Annotated in this window: 13 protein-coding genes and 1 other RNA gene; 1 reads left to right on the top strand and 13 read right to left on the bottom strand. The window is 60.3% G+C overall.

The features are described from left to right. Position 1: 1 nt before the first annotated feature. The 13 genes from ssrA to mraZ all read right to left on the bottom strand — a co-directional run bounded on the left by ssrA (position 2) and on the right by mraZ (position 14604). Positions 2-398, bottom strand: a transfer-messenger RNA (tmRNA) gene (gene ssrA / locus Q5H31_RS05375). 196 nt (positions 399-594) lie between these two features. Then, complete coding sequence (locus Q5H31_RS05370; protein ID WP_065436265.1) at positions 595-1524, bottom strand: cell division protein FtsQ/DivIB; 930 nt, start codon at positions 1522-1524, stop codon at positions 595-597. A 134-nt stretch (positions 1525-1658) separates the two neighbouring features. Continuing rightward, positions 1659-3197 carry a UDP-N-acetylmuramate--L-alanine ligase gene (gene murC / locus Q5H31_RS05365; protein WP_302457569.1) on the bottom strand — a complete coding sequence of 513 codons (1539 nt, stop codon included), beginning with the start codon at positions 3195-3197 and terminating at the stop codon, positions 1659-1661. A 100-nt stretch (positions 3198-3297) separates the two neighbouring features. Beyond that, positions 3298-4479 (bottom strand): glycosyltransferase, encoded by a 1182-nt coding sequence (locus Q5H31_RS05360; RefSeq protein WP_302457568.1) that lies wholly within the window; start codon positions 4477-4479, stop codon positions 3298-3300. A 15-nt stretch (positions 4480-4494) separates the two neighbouring features. Beyond that, complete coding sequence (gene ftsW, locus Q5H31_RS05355) at positions 4495-5712, bottom strand: putative lipid II flippase FtsW (RefSeq protein WP_060620867.1); 1218 nt, start codon at positions 5710-5712, stop codon at positions 4495-4497. Next, positions 5699-7144: a UDP-N-acetylmuramoyl-L-alanine--D-glutamate ligase gene (gene murD, locus Q5H31_RS05350; RefSeq protein ID WP_302457567.1), complete on the bottom strand. Its 1446-nt coding sequence runs from the start codon at positions 7142-7144 to the stop codon at positions 5699-5701. Before murD ends, ftsW begins: the two co-directional genes overlap by 14 nt. Before the next feature lie 54 nt (positions 7145-7198). Next, entirely contained in the window at positions 7199-8305 is a 1107-nt protein-coding gene (gene mraY / locus Q5H31_RS05345; RefSeq protein WP_060620866.1) for a phospho-N-acetylmuramoyl-pentapeptide-transferase, read from the bottom strand. A 44-nt stretch (positions 8306-8349) separates the two neighbouring features. After that, on the bottom strand, positions 8350-9801 hold the full coding sequence (murF, locus tag Q5H31_RS05340; protein WP_302457566.1) for a UDP-N-acetylmuramoyl-tripeptide--D-alanyl-D-alanine ligase: 1452 nt from the start codon (positions 9799-9801) through the stop codon (positions 8350-8352). Between the two features lie 48 nt (positions 9802-9849). Continuing rightward, positions 9850-10722: a hypothetical protein gene (locus Q5H31_RS05335; protein ID WP_011067982.1), complete on the bottom strand. Its 873-nt coding sequence runs from the start codon at positions 10720-10722 to the stop codon at positions 9850-9852. Positions 10723-10748: 26 nt separating this feature from the next. Continuing rightward, positions 10749-12551: a penicillin-binding protein 2 gene (locus tag Q5H31_RS05330; protein ID WP_302457565.1), complete on the bottom strand. Its 1803-nt coding sequence runs from the start codon at positions 12549-12551 to the stop codon at positions 10749-10751. Then, a complete protein-coding gene (locus Q5H31_RS05325; protein WP_012577224.1) occupies positions 12548-12997 on the bottom strand; it encodes a hypothetical protein in 450 nt (149 codons plus the stop codon). Before Q5H31_RS05325 ends, Q5H31_RS05330 begins: the two co-directional genes overlap by 4 nt. Before the next feature lie 6 nt (positions 12998-13003). After that, complete coding sequence (gene rsmH, locus Q5H31_RS05320; RefSeq protein WP_302457564.1) at positions 13004-14083, bottom strand: 16S rRNA (cytosine(1402)-N(4))-methyltransferase RsmH; 1080 nt, start codon at positions 14081-14083, stop codon at positions 13004-13006. Further along, positions 14083-14604 (bottom strand): division/cell wall cluster transcriptional repressor MraZ, encoded by a 522-nt coding sequence (gene mraZ / locus Q5H31_RS05315; protein ID WP_012577222.1) that lies wholly within the window; start codon positions 14602-14604, stop codon positions 14083-14085. The genes rsmH and mraZ overlap by 1 nt, the downstream gene beginning before the upstream one ends. Before the next feature lie 332 nt (positions 14605-14936). Here mraZ and Q5H31_RS05310 point away from each other — a divergent pair, with 332 nt between their 5' ends. Further along, the gene (locus tag Q5H31_RS05310) at positions 14937-17216 is read left to right on the top strand and encodes an AAA family ATPase (protein ID WP_302457563.1); all 2280 of its coding nucleotides are present in this window, start codon (positions 14937-14939) and stop codon (positions 17214-17216) included. The last annotated feature ends 4 nt before the right edge of the window (positions 17217-17220 follow it).

The raw sequence follows: 17220 nt of genomic DNA, 5'->3' as shown, positions 1-17220 counted from the left end.
TTGGTGGAGGCGCGGGGAATTGAACCCCGGTCCGATGACCGAGCCCACAGTCTTCTACGTGCGTAGTCTGCTGGCCAAGTTGGCGATTTTTCTGCCCCCATCGATGTCGCAGACAACTGATGGCGAGCATATCCGCAGTTAAAGTCCCGATGCAGCCCTGAGGCTCAACTGCATCAGCAAGTCTTCTAAACGACGCTCAGCATCCTCCCAAAGACGAGGAGGAGTGAACGGAGCGGCTGCTCACTGGTTAATCCTGACTAAAAATCAGGCAGCGAGAGCGAACTCAGTGCGGTTAGATTTAGCACTTATTCTTTTGCCGGGGTCATCCACGAGCGGACCCGGCGTTCTCGGCACGCTTCCCTGCAGCGAACAGGTCACCGTCGAAACCGATCGCCCCCAATCTTGAGTTATCAAGCTTCCGGCTTTTCGGCCGGACTTTTCAGCATACACCCTATGGCGCTACTCGCGCAAATCGCCGGCAGCGAACATCGCCCCGGCATTGACGGGACCAACGTTGTCAGCAGGACCAACGGAGCGAACGCCGCCCCGGAACCAACGGAACCAACGGAACCAACGGAACCAACTGAATCGCCGTCACTTGATGATGGGCTTCTGGGATGCGGAAACATCAATCTGATGTTTGCCGGCAAAGCCAGCCGTGCCAGCGGTGATGTTCTTGTCGATTTCCTCGACTTCCGCCAGCTTCAGCTTCAGTTGCGAGGAGTCTCCCCAAATGATTACGCGGTCACCGTCGTTAAGCGTGGTGGTCACCGAATCCTGCGTCTCAGCGGTGACCTTGGTAATGGACTTACGCATCGATTCCGGCAATGCGCCCAGAATCGCCAGCGCCTCCTTCACCGAACGGTTCTTGAGACTGGCGTCTATATCCTTGACCTCGATCACCGGGATGCCATCCACGTTGGCGTTCTTCACCGAGTTCAACACGCGCGCCTGGGAATCCACCGCGGTCAGGGTATCGCCTCTTTTCAGCATGGCCGCAGGCCGTTGCGCCTTGACTTCCACGCTCATCGACTTGGGGAACTGTTTGGAGACCTTGGCCTCGCTGACGCCGGGAATGGACTTGAGTTGCTCTGTGACCTCATGGGCGGAGACCAGGAACAACGACTTTCCAGCCTGCTTATCGGCGATGGCATGGATGGTCTGCGCGCTCACCCATTCGTTGGCACCGGATACGCCGATCTCGCTGGTTTCCAGACGAAACACCGACGAGAAGAGCAGCAGCCACGTTAGCCCCGTCACTACAGCCACACTCACGACCGCAATCAACACGCGTAACGCGACGACGCGTACGTTCGCACGCTTGCGTTCTTTGGCGCGTTCGGTGAAATTCACCACTTTCGGGCGTGATACGACTCCTAGGGAGCCGGTGGTCTGGTGCAGCGTTTCGGCAACGTAATCCTCGCTGCGCAACCGTCGTGCATCGACGAAGGCACCGGCCTGGCCCTTGGCTACCGTCACATCGTCGATGATCTCCGGCTCGTCGATCTCATGCCCGGAAGACACGGACCGGGGAGCGCGAGACTTCGACGAGTGACCCGTGTTTCCGCGTGAACCGATGGTGCGCGGCTTGCGGGGACTTCCGGACGAACGACGTGAGCCGTTGTCATTGCCCCCGGATCTGACCGTGCGCCCGGACATCACTCGCAGCTTTCCCGATGGGCCTCAAGTGCGGTGAGCAGCACCTGATCCATGTCGGTGATGTCGCCCGCGCCCACGGTGAAGATCACGTCGCCGTGGTGGGCGCGCATGGCCATCATCTTGGCGGCCAGGCACATATCCTCGACCGGCTGAATCCACGTGCCTGCGGAAGCATCCTTGAGTCCCGCAGCCGCGTCCACGATGGTGGAGGGGCTGATGTCCGGGAAATCGGCCTGCTTTTCACGGGCCGGGAAGATGCCGGTGATAATGACGTCATCGGCTTTGGCCAAGGATTTGGCGAACTGGTGCGCGAAGAACTTGGTGCGGGAGAACAGGTGTGGCTGGAAGATCACACGAACGGTCGAATCGGGGTACCGGCGTCGGGCCGCATCCAGCAGGGCCGCGATTTCGGTGGGATGGTGGGCGTAATCGTCCACTACAGTGACCTGCTTGACCGTGCCGCGCACCTGGAAACGGCGTGCCGCACCGAGGAATGTGCCGGCCGCCTTGGCCGCGTCTGCGGGGCTCACGCCCAGCAGCACGGCAGCGCTGATGGCGGCGGCCGCATTGCGCGCATTGTGCACGCCAGGAACCTTCAGGGCAACGCTCTGAGACACCGGCTCCCCCGCCGTCACCGCGGCCGGCAGATGCAGGGTGAGCTGTTCGACGCCGCTGCCTGCGGTCTCACTTTCCGAAGCGATCCAGACATACGCGGCACCGCCCAGATCGGGCAGATCCTCACGTGCGGTGGTGCCATAGGCGACGGTACGCGATTTCACGTCGGCGGGCATGGCCTCCAGCACGGCAAGTCCGTCGGGGTCGTCGATGCTGATGATCACGTGACCGGTGGCCCGGCCGGCGTGGGCAACGAACGCGGCACGGTAGTGGGCTTCGTCGCCGTAATGGTCGAGATGATCGGCTTCACAGTTGGTGATAATGGCGATGGTCGGATGATATTTGGCGAAGCTGCCGTCCGATTCATCGGCTTCGGCCACCAGAATATCGCCTTTGCCCGCGTGTCCACCGTCCAGCGTGGTGCCGTCCGGGCCTTGGATAAAGCCGCCGATGGCGTAGCTTGGATCAGCACCGGCGTTCACCAGAATGTGGGACAGCATGGAGCTGGTGGTGGTTTTGCCATGCGCTCCGGCCACGGTGACGGCTCGTTTGCCGTTCATGAGCAGGGCGAGGATGTCACTGCGATGCACAATGCGCTTGCCTGCCGCGTGCGCTGCGACGATTTCCGGATTGTCCGGTTTGATGGCGCTGGAGTAGACCACGGTCTCGGCCTGGGCGACATTTTCGGCTCGCTGCCCGAATTCAACGGTGATGCCCAGCGTTTCAAGTCGGTCGGTTTTGGCGCTGTGTGCGCGATCGGAGCCGTCCACCGCGACTCCTTCGGCGTGCAGCATTTCGGCCAGAACGCTCATACCGGCGCCGCCGATACCGATGAAATGGGTGGCGCCGAGATCCGCGGGGCGGGCCGCAGCATCGAACGAGGCATACGTGGGGTCAAGCACGATGGGCTGATCTTGAGACAATTCAAAACTCCTTTGGGGATTCCAGCACCCTATATTATGACCGTATCTCGTGTTGCGGGACGGGATTGGTCTGTATCGCGCACGGGATGATATCTGAATACTATTTGGATGGTTCGGCTAATTGCAGAACGTGCCGGGCCATGATTTCGGCAGCGTTTCTGATGCCGTATTCCCATGCCTTGCGGCCGAATTCGGCAAGTCGTTCGTGATCGGCGAGCAGATCGGGCACATGCTCATGCACCCACTGCGGGGTCAGGTCCTTGTCTGCGACCAGAAGGCCGCCGCCGGCGTTCACCACTGGCTCGGCATTGAAACGCTGCTCGCCGTTGCCGATTGGCAGCGGCACGTAAATGGCCGGCAGACCCAGTGCAGCCAGCTCGGATACCGATCCGGCTCCGGCGCGGCAAATCACCAAGTCGGCACAGGCGAAGGCCAGATCGATTCGTTCCAGATATTCGGCGGTATGGTAGTCACCTTGTCCGGCCGATTCGGGGCCGATGCCGGTAAGCACGTCCGCGCCGGCCGAGGCCGTGACCAGTTCGCGTACTTCGCTGATTTTGCCTCGCCCGGTCAAGTGGATGATTTGTGCGTGGGCCAACAGGTCTGCGGCGGAGGAGGCGATGGCGCGGTTCAGGCTTTGCGCTCCCAGCGATCCGCCAGTGACCAGCACCAGCGGACGGTTCGGATCGACGCCAAGCTGCGCGGCCGATTCACGGCGTACGGCGGCACGATCGTCACCGATGCGTTTGGTCAGGGAGGCGATGGCCGGGCGCAACGGCAGACCGACACGCTCGACGTCGGCTCCGGCACGCGGTTTGAGACCGGTGCCTGCGTACACGGTACCGATGAAATCGGCCCAACGAGCGCCCAGTTTATTGGCCATGCCGGCACGCGCATTCTGCTCATGGATGGCAATCGGAATGCCCATCTTATGTGCGGTGGCGTAGACGGGGGCGGAAGCATACCCGCCGAATCCGGCCACGACATCCGCATGCCGCGTTTCAAGAATGGAGCGCACCTTGGCGGTTTCTCGCTTCCATTTTGCCGGGAAGCGCAGCATGTACAGGTTAGGGCGACGCGGGAACGGCACTTTTTCGATGGTGTCGAGCTCGTAGCCGGCCTCCGGCACCAAATCCTTCTCCAAACCCACCGCAGTGCCGATGACGGTGACCTGTGCCGTGGGTTCGATGTCGCGAATCGCCCCGGCGACCGCGAGCAGCGGATTGACATGTCCGGCGGTACCGCCGCCAGCAAGAACGATATGTGGTGTGCCTTGATTCATGATTACCGAGTCTACTTACGCGCTCTGACGCGACTGTTTTATCTGCGGTTGAGAGCGCATAAGTCCCACAACCAGTCCGGCCGCCGTCAAGCACATAATCATGGATGAGCCACCTGCGGAGACGAACGGCATAGGCACGCCCAATACCGGGAACACACCCACGACCACGCCGATGTTGACCATGGCCTGGCCCACGATCCAAATGGTGACGCACATCAGCACCATGGCAACATAACGATCGGTGACCTGCAATGCGATGACGATCATGCACCAGGCGAGAATCGCGAAGAACAGCAATACGATGGCGCAACCGACGAATCCGGTCTCCTCGCCGATGATCGCGAAAATGAAATCGTTATGGGCGGCCGGCAGGTAATTCCATTTCTCCCGCGAATTGCCGATGCCCAATCCCAGAAAACCTCCGGAGGCGATGGCGTACTTGGCGTGAATGGACTGGTAGCATACGCTCTGCGCGTCAGCGGCCGAGCAATCGCCATATGTGGCCAGAATACGACGCAAGCGGTTCGGGCTGGAAACCGCCAATGCACCGACCATAACCACCGCGCCCAATACGCCGACTCCCATCCATTTGCCGGGGAACCCGACGATCAGAAAGGCCACGCCTCCGATGAAGACCAGAATCATGGCCGTGCCGAGGTCCCTGCCGCCCATCACCAGTGCCACGCCTATCGCATACAACACCAACGGCGCGGCATATGCTTTGATTCCCTTCTTGTGGTACATCTTGCTGCAGGCATGCAACGACGAGGGAAGCCATATGCACATCGCGAACTTCATGAATTCGGCCGGCTGGATAGTGGTGAAGCCGAGGTCCAGCCAACCTCTGTTGCCGTAGACGTCGTGGCCCAAAGGAGTAAAGGTCAGCGCCTGCAACAGGCAGGCACCCACCACAAAGAACACGCCGGTCCGTTTCCAGAACGTCACCGGCATCATCAATGCCACGAAGCCCAGCACCAAGCCGATCAGGCAAAACGCGCCCTGGTTCAGAAGCTGAAGGAACGGCGACTTGCCCAGTGCGGCCATGGTGACCGTGGAGCTGGAGAACACCATGATCAGGCCGAAGCATGTCAGCCCCACCACGGCCATGCGGAAGCCGTGGTAGCACCATAGCGGGTTGAGCAAGCTTCGCCAACCCGTGTAGTCGGCGATTTCGAGTGAGGGCTTGTCAGGGGCTCTGTATGCCTTACGCTTATGGGTATCAGTGGAGGCCATGCACCTCGCTCCACGTCTTGGCTGCGGCGGCGAATCGATTGCCTCGATCCGCATAGGACTTGAACTGGTCCATGGAGGCGCAGGCCGGAGCCATAAGCACGATGTCGCCGGCGGCGGCATACGTGCCGCAGGCTTCGACGGCACGGTCCATGACGGTATCGTTGTCTTCGGGATCGATGATGGTCACCGGGATGTCCGGAGCTTGGCTGGCAAACGCTTCGATCATCGGCTGCTGGTCTTTGCCGATGATGACGGCCGCTTTGATGGTGTGTGCCTGGTCCTTGACCAGGTCCTCGAATCGACTGCCTTTGGCCAGACCTCCGGCGATCCAGATCACAGACTTGGCCGGGAAGCTGGACAGCGAGGCGCGTGCCGCATGACCGTTGGTGGCTTTGGAATCGTCCACAAAACGAACAGAGCCGCCCTCGACTGCGGCCTCAGCCACGGTTTCGATGCGATGGCCGCCCGGCTTGAACGAGGTAAGCGCCTTCAGCGCGGTATCGCGATCAGCGCCAAGTCCCAGCACCAACGCCAATGCCGTCAATGCATCGGCCACCAGATGCGGGTACAGTGAGCCGTCCGGCTCTGCCAGATGCGTGAAATCGGTGATGGCGGCCAGTCTGACCGACTCTCCCACTGTGCCGCCGGCCACGCCGCTCCTGTCCACGATCCAGCCATCTTCAATGCCGATCTGGCCGGCCTGAGGGGCCTCGAGCGTGAATCCCACCTTGCGGCATCCTTCGGCAGTCTGAGCCTCGGCCACCAGTTCGCTGACTTTGGCGTCCTGCGCATTGTAGACGATGGCGCGTTTGGCGTTGTGGAACACCTTGGATTTGTCGGCGGCGTAATTCTCGCGCCCGCCATGCCAGTCGAGGTGATCGTCGGCGATATTGGTGATCGCCGCGCAGTCAAGTGCCAGCGAATCGGTGAAGTGCAATTGGAAGGAGCTCAGTTCCACGCACAGTACGTCGTGCTGAGGATTGGTGGCGCAACGAGACAGGCTCATGCTCATGTCTCCGGAGGCGATATTGCCGGCGGTCGGCGCGTCGAGTCCGCAGGCGGTGAGCATTTCCGAGGTCATCTCGGTGGTGGAGGTTTTGCCGTTGGTGCCGGTGATGCCGATCCATGGAGCCGGAGTACCGGTGCGCTCGTTATTCACACGCAGCTGCCATGCGAATTCCACCTCGCTCATCACGGGGATGCCACGGCGTTGGGCTTCCAGCACGAACGGGGTGCGGGGGTTGAACACCGGGGACGACATGACGTAGTCCACGTGGTCCCAGTCCACGTCATCAAAGGAGTGGAGATCGGCCTCGGGCTTCCTCTCGTCGACGCCAATCACGTGGGCGCCGCGTTCCCTCAATACCTCCGCCAACGAGGTGCCGGACACCCCCAGTCCGGCAATCACCACTGTCTTATCCGCTACTTGCATTGTTCCTCCTGATATAGGAATTCCGTGGGTGAGCATAATCCACCCAGATTTCCGCTAGCTGAACAGCAGGCCGGAGCGGGTGACCCAGTCGCCGTAGAAAATCGTCAGGGCGAGCAGCACGAAGATGAGTTCGATCATCCAGAACCGCACCACCACCTTGGTTTCGGTCCAACCCTTCAGTTCGAAATGATGGTGAATCGGCGCCATTTTGAATACACGTTTGTGGGTCATCTTGAAGTACCCGACCTGGATGACGTCGCTCATGGCTTCCATGACGTACAGTCCGCCCAGAACCACCGCCAGGAATTCGGTGTGCGTGGCGATGGACAGGGCTGCGAACAGACCGCCCAAGGCCAGGGAACCGGTATCACCCATGAAAATCGATGCGGGGTTCGAGTTGTACCACAGGAAGCCGAAGCAGGCGACGGCCGCGCATACGGCGATGACGGTCAGATCGAGAGGATCGGACACGGCATAGGAATATCCGCCATGGCTGCCGCCCTTGATGTGGTAGCTTTCCCAGAATGCGATGACGCCAAAACCAGTGAAGGCGATCATCGACGAACCTGCCGCCAGACCGTCAAGTCCATCCGTCAGATTCACTGCGTTGGTCCATGCGGTCATCAGGAAGTTCACCCAGATGACGAACAGGATGATGGCTACGGCACGGCCGGCGAAGCCGAAGTTGAAGAACGGCTGTTCGATGAAGCTGATGCCTGCCTGCGCACTGGGGAATCCCGATTTGGTGGGAATCAGCAGCGCAAGTACCGCGTAGATGGTGGCGAAGATGAACTGGCCAATGAACTTGCCGCCCACCGATAGGCCTTCGTTCTGCTTCTTACGCACCTTGGCGAAGTCGTCGATAAAGCCCAGCAGACCCATCGACAGCATGGCGAACAGTACGAGCGCCGCGGACCAGGAGGGCACGTCGCCCGAACGCAGGTATCGGTACAGTGCGGAGGATGCCCAACCGAGCAGAATCGCGAAGTTGATGACCACGCCGCCCAACGTGGGGGTGCCGCGCTTGACCAGATGCGACTGCGGCCCATCCTGGCGGATGTACTGGCCATAGTGCAGCTTGTGGACCAGCCGAATCAGCAGCGGGGTGCCGACTAAGGTGACGATGAGCGACACCAGCATTCCAATGATCAGAGCAATCACGTGCAGCTTCTCTTTCTTGTCGGTTTCTTGGGGTGGTTATCAGGTCAGTTCTTTGCCCAGCGTTCAGCCAAAGCGCTCAGGCCTGACGCGTGCGATCCCTTGAGCAGTACCACAGCGTCGGGATGGTTGCGAGCCAAGTCGATGACCAGCTGTTCGGCCGCATCGATGTCGTGTACGCAATCCACCGACGCGGATTGGCTCTGACGGGCACCGTCCGCCAGAGCCTGTGCCAGTGCATCGAGATGTTGGTCTTGGGCGGAACCGACCGCGATGATCGCGTCGATGCCCAATTCGTCCGCATACGTGCCGATCGAGGTGTGCAATGCCGTTTCATCGGCGCCGAGTTCCAGCATGGCACCCAGCAGCGCCACGCGGAACGGCTCCTTGCCGTCATTTGAGTTCCAGGCCTTCAACCCGTTCAGGCCGGCTTTCATGGAGTCGGGATTGGCGTTGAAGGAATCATCGATCAGCGTGAAGGAAGTCCCCTCGCGATTCACCGTGGACAATGCCATGCGATGAGGGCTGATGGTGTGCTGCGAGGCCAGAATCCGTGCCACCGTTTCGGGTGCCATACCGTAACGCATCGCCACGGTTGCGGCGGCCAACGCGTTCATCACATTGTGACGTCCAGGAATGCCCAGATGCACCGGCGTATGGTTGCCGTCCGCATCGACCAACGTGAATTCAGCATGATCGGACCGGTCGGCAGTGACATCAATGGCCCGCACCTCGGGCTCCTGCGACGATCCCAAGCCGAACCACAGCACGTCGCCGTTGGCCAGGCCGGCCATGGGAACCACGTGTTCGTCATCGGCGTTCAGTACCGCGGTGCCTCCGGGAAGCAATCCCTGCACGATTTCGCTTTTCGCCTGTGCGATGCGTTCGCGGGAGCCGAATTCTCCAAGGTGAGCGACGCCGACCTTCAATACGATTGCCGTGTTCGGCGGTGCGATACGGGTCAGTCGCGCGATTTCGCCGATATGGCTGGCACCCATCTCAGCCACGAAGAACCGGGTGTGCTCATCGACCCGCAACGCAGTGAGCGGCAGGCCGATCTCATTGTTGAACGATTCCACCGGAGCCACGGTCGGTCCTACGGTGGCAAGCAGGGAGGAGAGCAGATCCTTGGTGGTGGTCTTGCCCACCGAACCGGTCAATCCGATGATATCGAAGTCGCCGTCCAGCTCGCGGCGGCGAACGATGTTGTATCGGGCGAGTTCGCCAAGGGCGTCGACCGTGTCTTTCACTACGATCTGCGGAAGGCCATCGGACTTCACCTCATGGTCGACGATGGCCACCGTGGCTCCCTGTCCAGCGGTTTTCGCCACAAAGTCATGCCCATCGACACGCTCGCCTCGGATGGCCACAAACACCGATCCGGGGCCGGCCTGCCGCGAGTCGCTGACCGTATTGGTGGCTCGAGACTCGGAATCGGCGTCTCCGATCAATCGACCATCGACGGCCTTGGCGATCTCCTCCACGCTCATCGGAACCATGGTGTTTCAAACTCCTTTACGATTACGCTTCGTCCCGTATCCACGGACTTAATTGAAATTATTGGCCACATGCAGGGCACTGCGTATGTTGTTTTTCCTCACGCCGGCGGCCTGTACCATGGCGATGGCCAAGGACATGTGCCCAAGTCGGACGCGGTCATACATTGCCGGTGAATCCGCAGCCATTTCATCCGATTCGGGTGTCGACGAGGTCATGGACATGTCATGTTCCGCAACGAATGCGTAGCGTGTCTTCAATTCGTTCAAGCTTGCGCTTGCGTTGACATCTTCCGTGCCCAGCACATCCACGTTCACCGATTCCAACGCATGCTCGGCCAACGTGCGGTCATCCATGGCGATGATCACGGCCGCCACACCGTCTTCGGCGCACACGGACAGCGCGCGCTGCATATCGAGGATGCCCAGAGGATAGTTCAGGTTCATGGTACGTGTCATCGACGTGGACCCGGATGCGGTGATTACCGCCACCGGATTGCCCAGCATGTGCAGGAATTCGGAGAGCTGGGACACGCCTGCGTCGACGGCCTGCTCATCCGCACCGGTCACCGCGAACACCGCCATGGCGTTGGATGGTCCGCCGGCCAGGCCGCTGGCCAGATCTCCGAGTACGCGATCGTCGAAATCGCCGTAGAGCAACGGTATATCGGCATTGGCGATCTGTCCTTTGGACGCGCGTGGCAGCAACGCCGCATAGGCACCTGCCTGTGCGGCATGCAGTACATCGGGTTCCTGCTCATGCGTGCAGATGAACAGCGAGCCGGGAATCACGGTATCCACGGCATCGCTGAGTGAGGTAATGGTGACATTGGTGGCGAAGGGTGGATCGACTTCAAAACCGTACCGTTCGACCAGCATTCCCAAGGTCACCCGCTGGGCGATGGATTCGCTCACTGCACTCATGGGCTATCGCCTTTCTCCCCTGATCCTTACCACGTGACTGGAATAGCATTTTTTCGTGGACTGGAGACAGGCACCTCGTATTTCTGCATAAGGAACTCACAAATCTGTGCGGAAACAGGGCCGGCCGTCAGACCGCCGAACACACCATTCGGATCCTTCAGCACCACGGTGACCGCATAGCGCGGGTTGTCCGCGGGAATCACCACGGAATAATCGGAGAGAATGGACGAGAGCGCGCCATCCGAACCCTGCACCTCTGCGGTACCGGACTTGGCGGCCATGCGGTAACCATCGACCTTGATGAACTTGTTGTAGCTCTCCGCCACTGATTCCATCGCATTCATCATGTCCGATGCGACCTTTTCATCTACCACGCGGGTGGCTTCGCCTTTCTTGGTCTCAGTGGTCTTGCCATTGGCATCGGTGGTTGATCTGATGATCGACTGCTGCTGCTTGACGCCCTTGTTCGCGATGGTGGCCACCACGTTGTTGAGCTGCAGGGCGTTGACGGCGTAGCCCTGACCAAACAGGATGGTGTTGCGCGTACGCAGATCCCATGCCGAAGGGCTGGTGAGCAGACCGCTCGATTCACCGGGCAGGTTCAGTCCGGTCGGTTGTCCGATGCCGAATTTGGTCAGGTACTCGTAGCGTTGCTCATCCGGATAGTTCTCCCCGGCCATAATCATGCCGACGTTCGATGAGTTCTGCAGAATGCCGGCGAGCGTCCAGCGCTCAGTGCCGTGGTCGAATGAGTCCTTGTAGGTCTGGCCCTTCTGTGTGATGTGGTCCGGGACCGACCATTGATCGCTCATCTTATGCAGTCCCGTCTGCAGATAGCCGGACATGGAGATGACCTTGCCCACCGAACCAGGCTCGAAGGTTTCGGACACGGCCCGAGACGGGCTCATCTTCGCCGCATCGGTACCAGCCTGTACTTCATCGCTATCGGCCAGTGCGAGAATCTCCCCGCTCTGGACATCCTGCACCACGGCGATCGCCCACGCTGCACCATACTTGGACTCGGCCTCCTTCAAGGCCTTTTTGACATACCATTGCACATCACGGTCAATGGTCAGGGTGACATCGTCGCCATTTTTGGCCGCCACCGATTCGGTCATGGTGCCGGGAATCTCTTCGCCGCCATTACCACGCTGGTAGGTTTCATGGCCATCGGTTCCGGTAAGCGTCTTGTTCTCGACCTGCTCGATGCCGGCGACGCCATCGCCGTTGTCGTTCACGCCGCCAAGCAGCGCGCCCATGAGATCGCCATCCGCATACAGTCTTTCACTGCTCAGCTCACCCCAGACAATACCGCCCAGGTGCAACGCCTCGATGCTGCGCTTGACCTGTGGGGTCACGTCTTTCTTCAGAATCACATACTGCCCGGTACCGGACAGATCAGCGCCCAGTTCCATGGCGTTCATATCCAGGACTTTGGCCAGCAGTCGGCCCACGGCCGCCGCTCCGGTAGCACCCACGGGTTTGCCGTCAATTTCGTGGCAGTAATCACGGGTGTTGTCATTGCAAGTAATCGGCTCGAACTCCTGTGCAGCCTCCGGATTGGCGACGATAGTATAACGCTCCACGCTTTGAGCGAGCACGGAGCCGTTGGCGTCGAGGATACGCCCACGCTTGGCGCTCAACGTCACGGTCAGGGTGCGGTTAGCCGTGGCCGCTTGTGCGGTTTGACGGCCACCGATGAGCTGGGTGGAGGCCAGCTGAATCACGCATGCCGACGCCACCAACGCCAATGCGGCGCCGATGGCAATGCATTTGAACGCGAAGGTCTTGACCTTGGCGAACTCTACGATGCGACGAATGGTGTTCACTGGGTTCCGCCTTTGTTGGACTGGTATCCGCTTAAGTCGATGGACACTGATCCCTGCTGCGGGACCATGCCCATGTCGCTGGCCTTGTCGGGCAGGTTCGCGACTAATTGATCGAGTTTGGCCTGATCGTCTTCGATATCTTGGGTAAGTCTGTTGATATTGGTTTCGATCTGTGCCGCCTCAAACGAGTTCTGCACCATCTGGGTACGCAGCATCAGCGCGCCGAACAAGGTGCCGACGAGGAAGATCACTGCGATGGCCACGTGCACCAGCGGTGCGCTTCTTGTTCTGGTCCATTCGATGACCCGTCCGACGACATTGCCCCGCTCGTCTCCACGCGGGTTGGAGACCACCCGCAGCTCAGGTCGGGAGGAGGACTGATGCTTGGTGTGCGGCCGGTTCGAGGCCGGAGCCGCGTTCGACCGAATGTTACGTGCGGTTGCCATATGCCGTTATCCCCTCCTTGTACGAATTCGTGCTGTGTTTTTGGCTCTGCCCGGAGACGCGGAGCCTTGTATCTTGATGTCATTCAGGCCCTGCGCGGTTTGCGTAAAGCGTTTCCTCCATCGTGACGGAATATCACGGCTGACTTCCACCGCCCGCAACCGCACCGAAGCCGATCTCGGGTTGGCTGCGATTTCATGTTCGTCGGCCTTGATGGCACCTCGCGTGAGATCCGTGAAAAACGGTTGGGCATCCGGCGGTATGACAGGCAGGCCAGCCGGAACATCCACTCGCAGCCCTTGTGCCATGAACGATTTGACGGTTTTGTCTTCGAGCGAATGATAGGATTCCACCACCAGTCGTCCCCCGACATGCAGTCGGTTCGCGGCTTGCGGCAATGTGGAGGCGAGCTTGTCTAATTCGCCGTTGACTTCAATGCGCAACGCCTGGAAGACGCGTTTGGCGGGATTGCCCGCCGGGCGGTGGGCTTGCGGCACCACTTCATCGACCAGACGGTTGAGCTGTGCGGTGGTGGTAAACGGCTCCTTGTCTCGACGTGCCACGATGGCGCGGGCGATCTGACGCGAGAAACGCTCTTCACCGTATTCCTTGAATATGCGGACCAGTTCCGCCGCATCATAGGTGGCAAGAATCCGTTCGGCCGTCAACGGCTGGCTGACGTCCATGCGCATATCCAGTGGCGCATCATGCGAATAGGAGAAGCCTCGATCGGTTTCGTCGATCTGCAGGCTGGATAATCCCAGATCCATGAATACGGCGTCCACACGTTCTATGCCTCGGTCCGTCAACACCTGATCAAGCTGATCGAAGGCGGCATGCACTGGGATGAATCGATCGGCGAGCCCCTCCCGTTCCATGCGTTCGGCGGCCAGCCCCAGCGCTTCGCTGTCACGGTCAATGCCGATGAGCCGAGCCTGAGGCGCGGTTTTGAGGAAGGCGATGGAATGGCCGGCAAGGCCCAAAGTGCAATCCACTGCGATGGCGTTCTCATGTTCCAGGGCAGGCGCCATCAGGTTCACGCAATCGTCAAGCAATACCGGCAGATGAATATTCGCCACATCAACCATCAGAATTCCACCTCCGGCAACACATCGTCAGCAATGTCGGAATATCCCTCTTCCTTCTCGGCGAGGTAGGACTCCCACGTGTCCTTATTCCACAGTTCGGCACGGGTGCCAACGCCGATCACCACGACGTCGGAACCCAGATTGGCGTAATCGCGCAGCATCTGCGGCACCAGTACGCGGCCCTGCTTGTCCGGCTGCTGGTCGACGGCACCGGAAAGGAACACACGCAGGTATTCGCGGGCGGCTTTGTTTCCCACCGACACACGCTGAATCTGCGAGGCGATGCGTCGAAATTCATCGAACGGCAGCAGGTACACGCATCGTTCCTGGCCTCGGGCCATAACCAGGCCCTGCCCCAGCTGGGAGCGGAATTTGGCCGGAAGCGCCATACGGCCCTTGGCATCGATCTTCGGCGTATATGTGCCGAGAAGCAATGGCGGCAGACCAGCCATGAGATCGGCCATAGTGGTGGAGCCTTGTGCGTTGGCATCAGCGTCGCGAATCGGCTGATCGGCAACCATGGCTCCACCTCCTTCATCGTTACGTGGGATACACTTCGGCCAACTGGTTCACCAGTCTACCCCACGATTCCCCATTTCTCCCCACTCCTGCACGATTTGCTCACCCTTTTAGGGCGATTACCGATGGATTGCGCGTGTCGGCCACGACTGTCGCACGAATGGACGCTCCGCACATCCAATCCACGTTGTGCACTCCACCGACCAAGCAGCATGGTGAATTCACGCTGAATTCACCTATTCCGGGTTGTCCGCATCACTGACGTAGGGGGTGTGCGGTAAATTTGAATGCCTTAAGTTTTTCTGCCCCACGGAAATGGAACGAAGAGAACAGCATGTCGAGTTACGCCTCCCAGCTGCATGAGGAGCAGCAGGCCGTCGATCGCGCCTATGGACGATTGGATGATCTGCGAGCCGAGATGTGGCAACGCCTGGACACCGTACGCGCCGCCGGCTCCCACGGATCCCCCACGCAACGCAGCGAACGAGACTCCTTTGCCACAATGTACGAAAACCGCCTCACGCAATTGCGCAGCGTTGAGGATCGGCTGGTGTTTGGTCGCCTCGATGCCAAGAACGGCGACCGTCATTACATCGGCCGCATCGGCCTGTCGAGCCCGGACCATGAGCCGATTCTGACCGACTGGCGTGCCGAAGCCGCACGTCCTTTCTATGAGGCGACCCCCTCCAATCACGGCGACATCGTGATGCGCAGGCATATCACCTTGAGTTTCCGCGAAGTCGTGGGCGTTGAGGATGAGGTGCTCGACGTGCATTCAGACCAGGTCGGCCAGGCGTCTTCCGCCGGCACATTGACCGGCGAGGGTGCGCTGCTGGCTTCGTTGAGCTCACGCCGCACCGGCAAGATGACCGATATCGTGGCCACCATTCAGGCCGAGCAGGACCGCATCATCCGCTCCGACATGAATCGCGCCGTGGTGGTGCAGGGCGGCCCCGGCACCGGCAAGACGGCCGTGGCGCTCCATCGCGCCGCCTACCTGCTGTACACGCACCGGCGCACGCTGGAACGTTCCGGCGTGCTGGTGGTTGGCCCTAGCTCGGCGTTCCTGCACTACATCGATCAGGTGCTGCCCTCCTTGGGCGAGACCGGCGTGGTCTCACGCACCATCAGCGATCTGATTCCCGGCATCACCGCCACGGCGGTCGACTCCCCTTATGCAGCCAAGCTCAAGGGCGATCGACGCATGACCTCCGTAGTGGCCAATGCCATCGCCGCACGCGTGCGTGTTCCCGCTGCTCTGCCGACAGTAACCATTAGCGGCATTCAGGTACCGATGCTGGCCACTGATATCGAACAGGCGCAGGCGGACGCGAAGCGCACCCGGCAACCTCATAACAAGGCCCGCGAGACCTTTATCCGTTCGATGCTGACCAGCATGCAGAACCGTTATGCCGAACAGCTTGATTACACGCCGGATCAGGCGGAGCTGAACCGCGCGATGTCACTGCTGCGTATGAACGAGCAGGTGCGCAAGACCCTGAACCTGTGCTGGCTGCCGATGACCGCCCCATGGCTCATCGATCAGCTGTTCGCCCATCCCGAACGTCTGAAGTCTCTGGCTGGTTGGCTGACCGACAACGACATCGCGGCACTTGCCCGTCCCAAAGGCTCCCCGTTGACCCGCTCCGATATTCCGCTGCTCGACGAAGCAATGGATATGCTGGGCCCCGATCCCAAGGCGGTGGCCCGCCAGTCCGCCGCCGACGCACGTCGTGCCGCCGAAGAGCAGTATGCCAAAGACACTCTGGCCGCGACCGGTCTGGGTGGAGGCATCGTCTCCAGTCAGATGCTGCTCGACCAGATGAACGGGGACGACGCTGAGCTGACCGCGCAGCGGGCCGCGGCCGACCGTGAATGGACCTACGGGCACATCGTGGTCGATGAAGCGCAGGAATTGACCGCCATGGACTGGCGTATGTTGATCCGCCGTTGCCCCTCCCGCTCGTTCACCATCGTGGGCGATGTGGCGCAGACTTCGGCGCTGGGTGGCACCCGACGCTGGAGCAAATCGATGAACCGCCTGTTCGGCGAAAGCCACTGGGATTTGAACGAGTTGACCATCAACTACCGTAATCCGCAGGAAGTTTCCGAACTTGCCTCACGATTTGCCGAGGAGGAAGGCCTCTACATCTCCACGGTCAATGCGGTGCGCACCATCCCCGATTCGGTGTCCCGCAATGTGGTGCCCGACATGTCGTCCTTGCTGGAAACGACGGCCGAGCAGGCGGCGCAGCTTGCCGAACAATTCGTTTCGGCAGACGGCACCGGCCGCATCGCCGTCATCTGTCCGGATAATCTCATCGCCCCGGTGCGCGATGCCGTGCGCCGCAAACTGGCTGTCATTCTTGACCCGGCCGAATACGCAAGGCTCATCGAGCAGCCCGAATGGGATGAGCAAATCAGCGTCTGCGGCACTGAAACGGTCAAGGGTCTGGAGTTCGATGCCGTCGTGGTGGTCGAGCCCGGTCTCATCGAGGATGACGCGCCGAGCCGCCTGGTCGCCGCCTCGGACCTGTACGTGGCAATGACCAGGCCGACCCAGAAACTGGTTATAGTTCGGACAAAAACAGACGAGAAGTCCCTGAACATCTAAGGTA

This window comes from uncultured Bifidobacterium sp., from assembly GCF_959020155.1.
GTDB lineage: Bacteria > Actinomycetota > Actinomycetes > Actinomycetales > Bifidobacteriaceae > Bifidobacterium.
The sequence above is the reverse complement of the archived record's forward strand: the minus strand, read 5'-3'. Positions and strand labels throughout refer to the sequence as shown.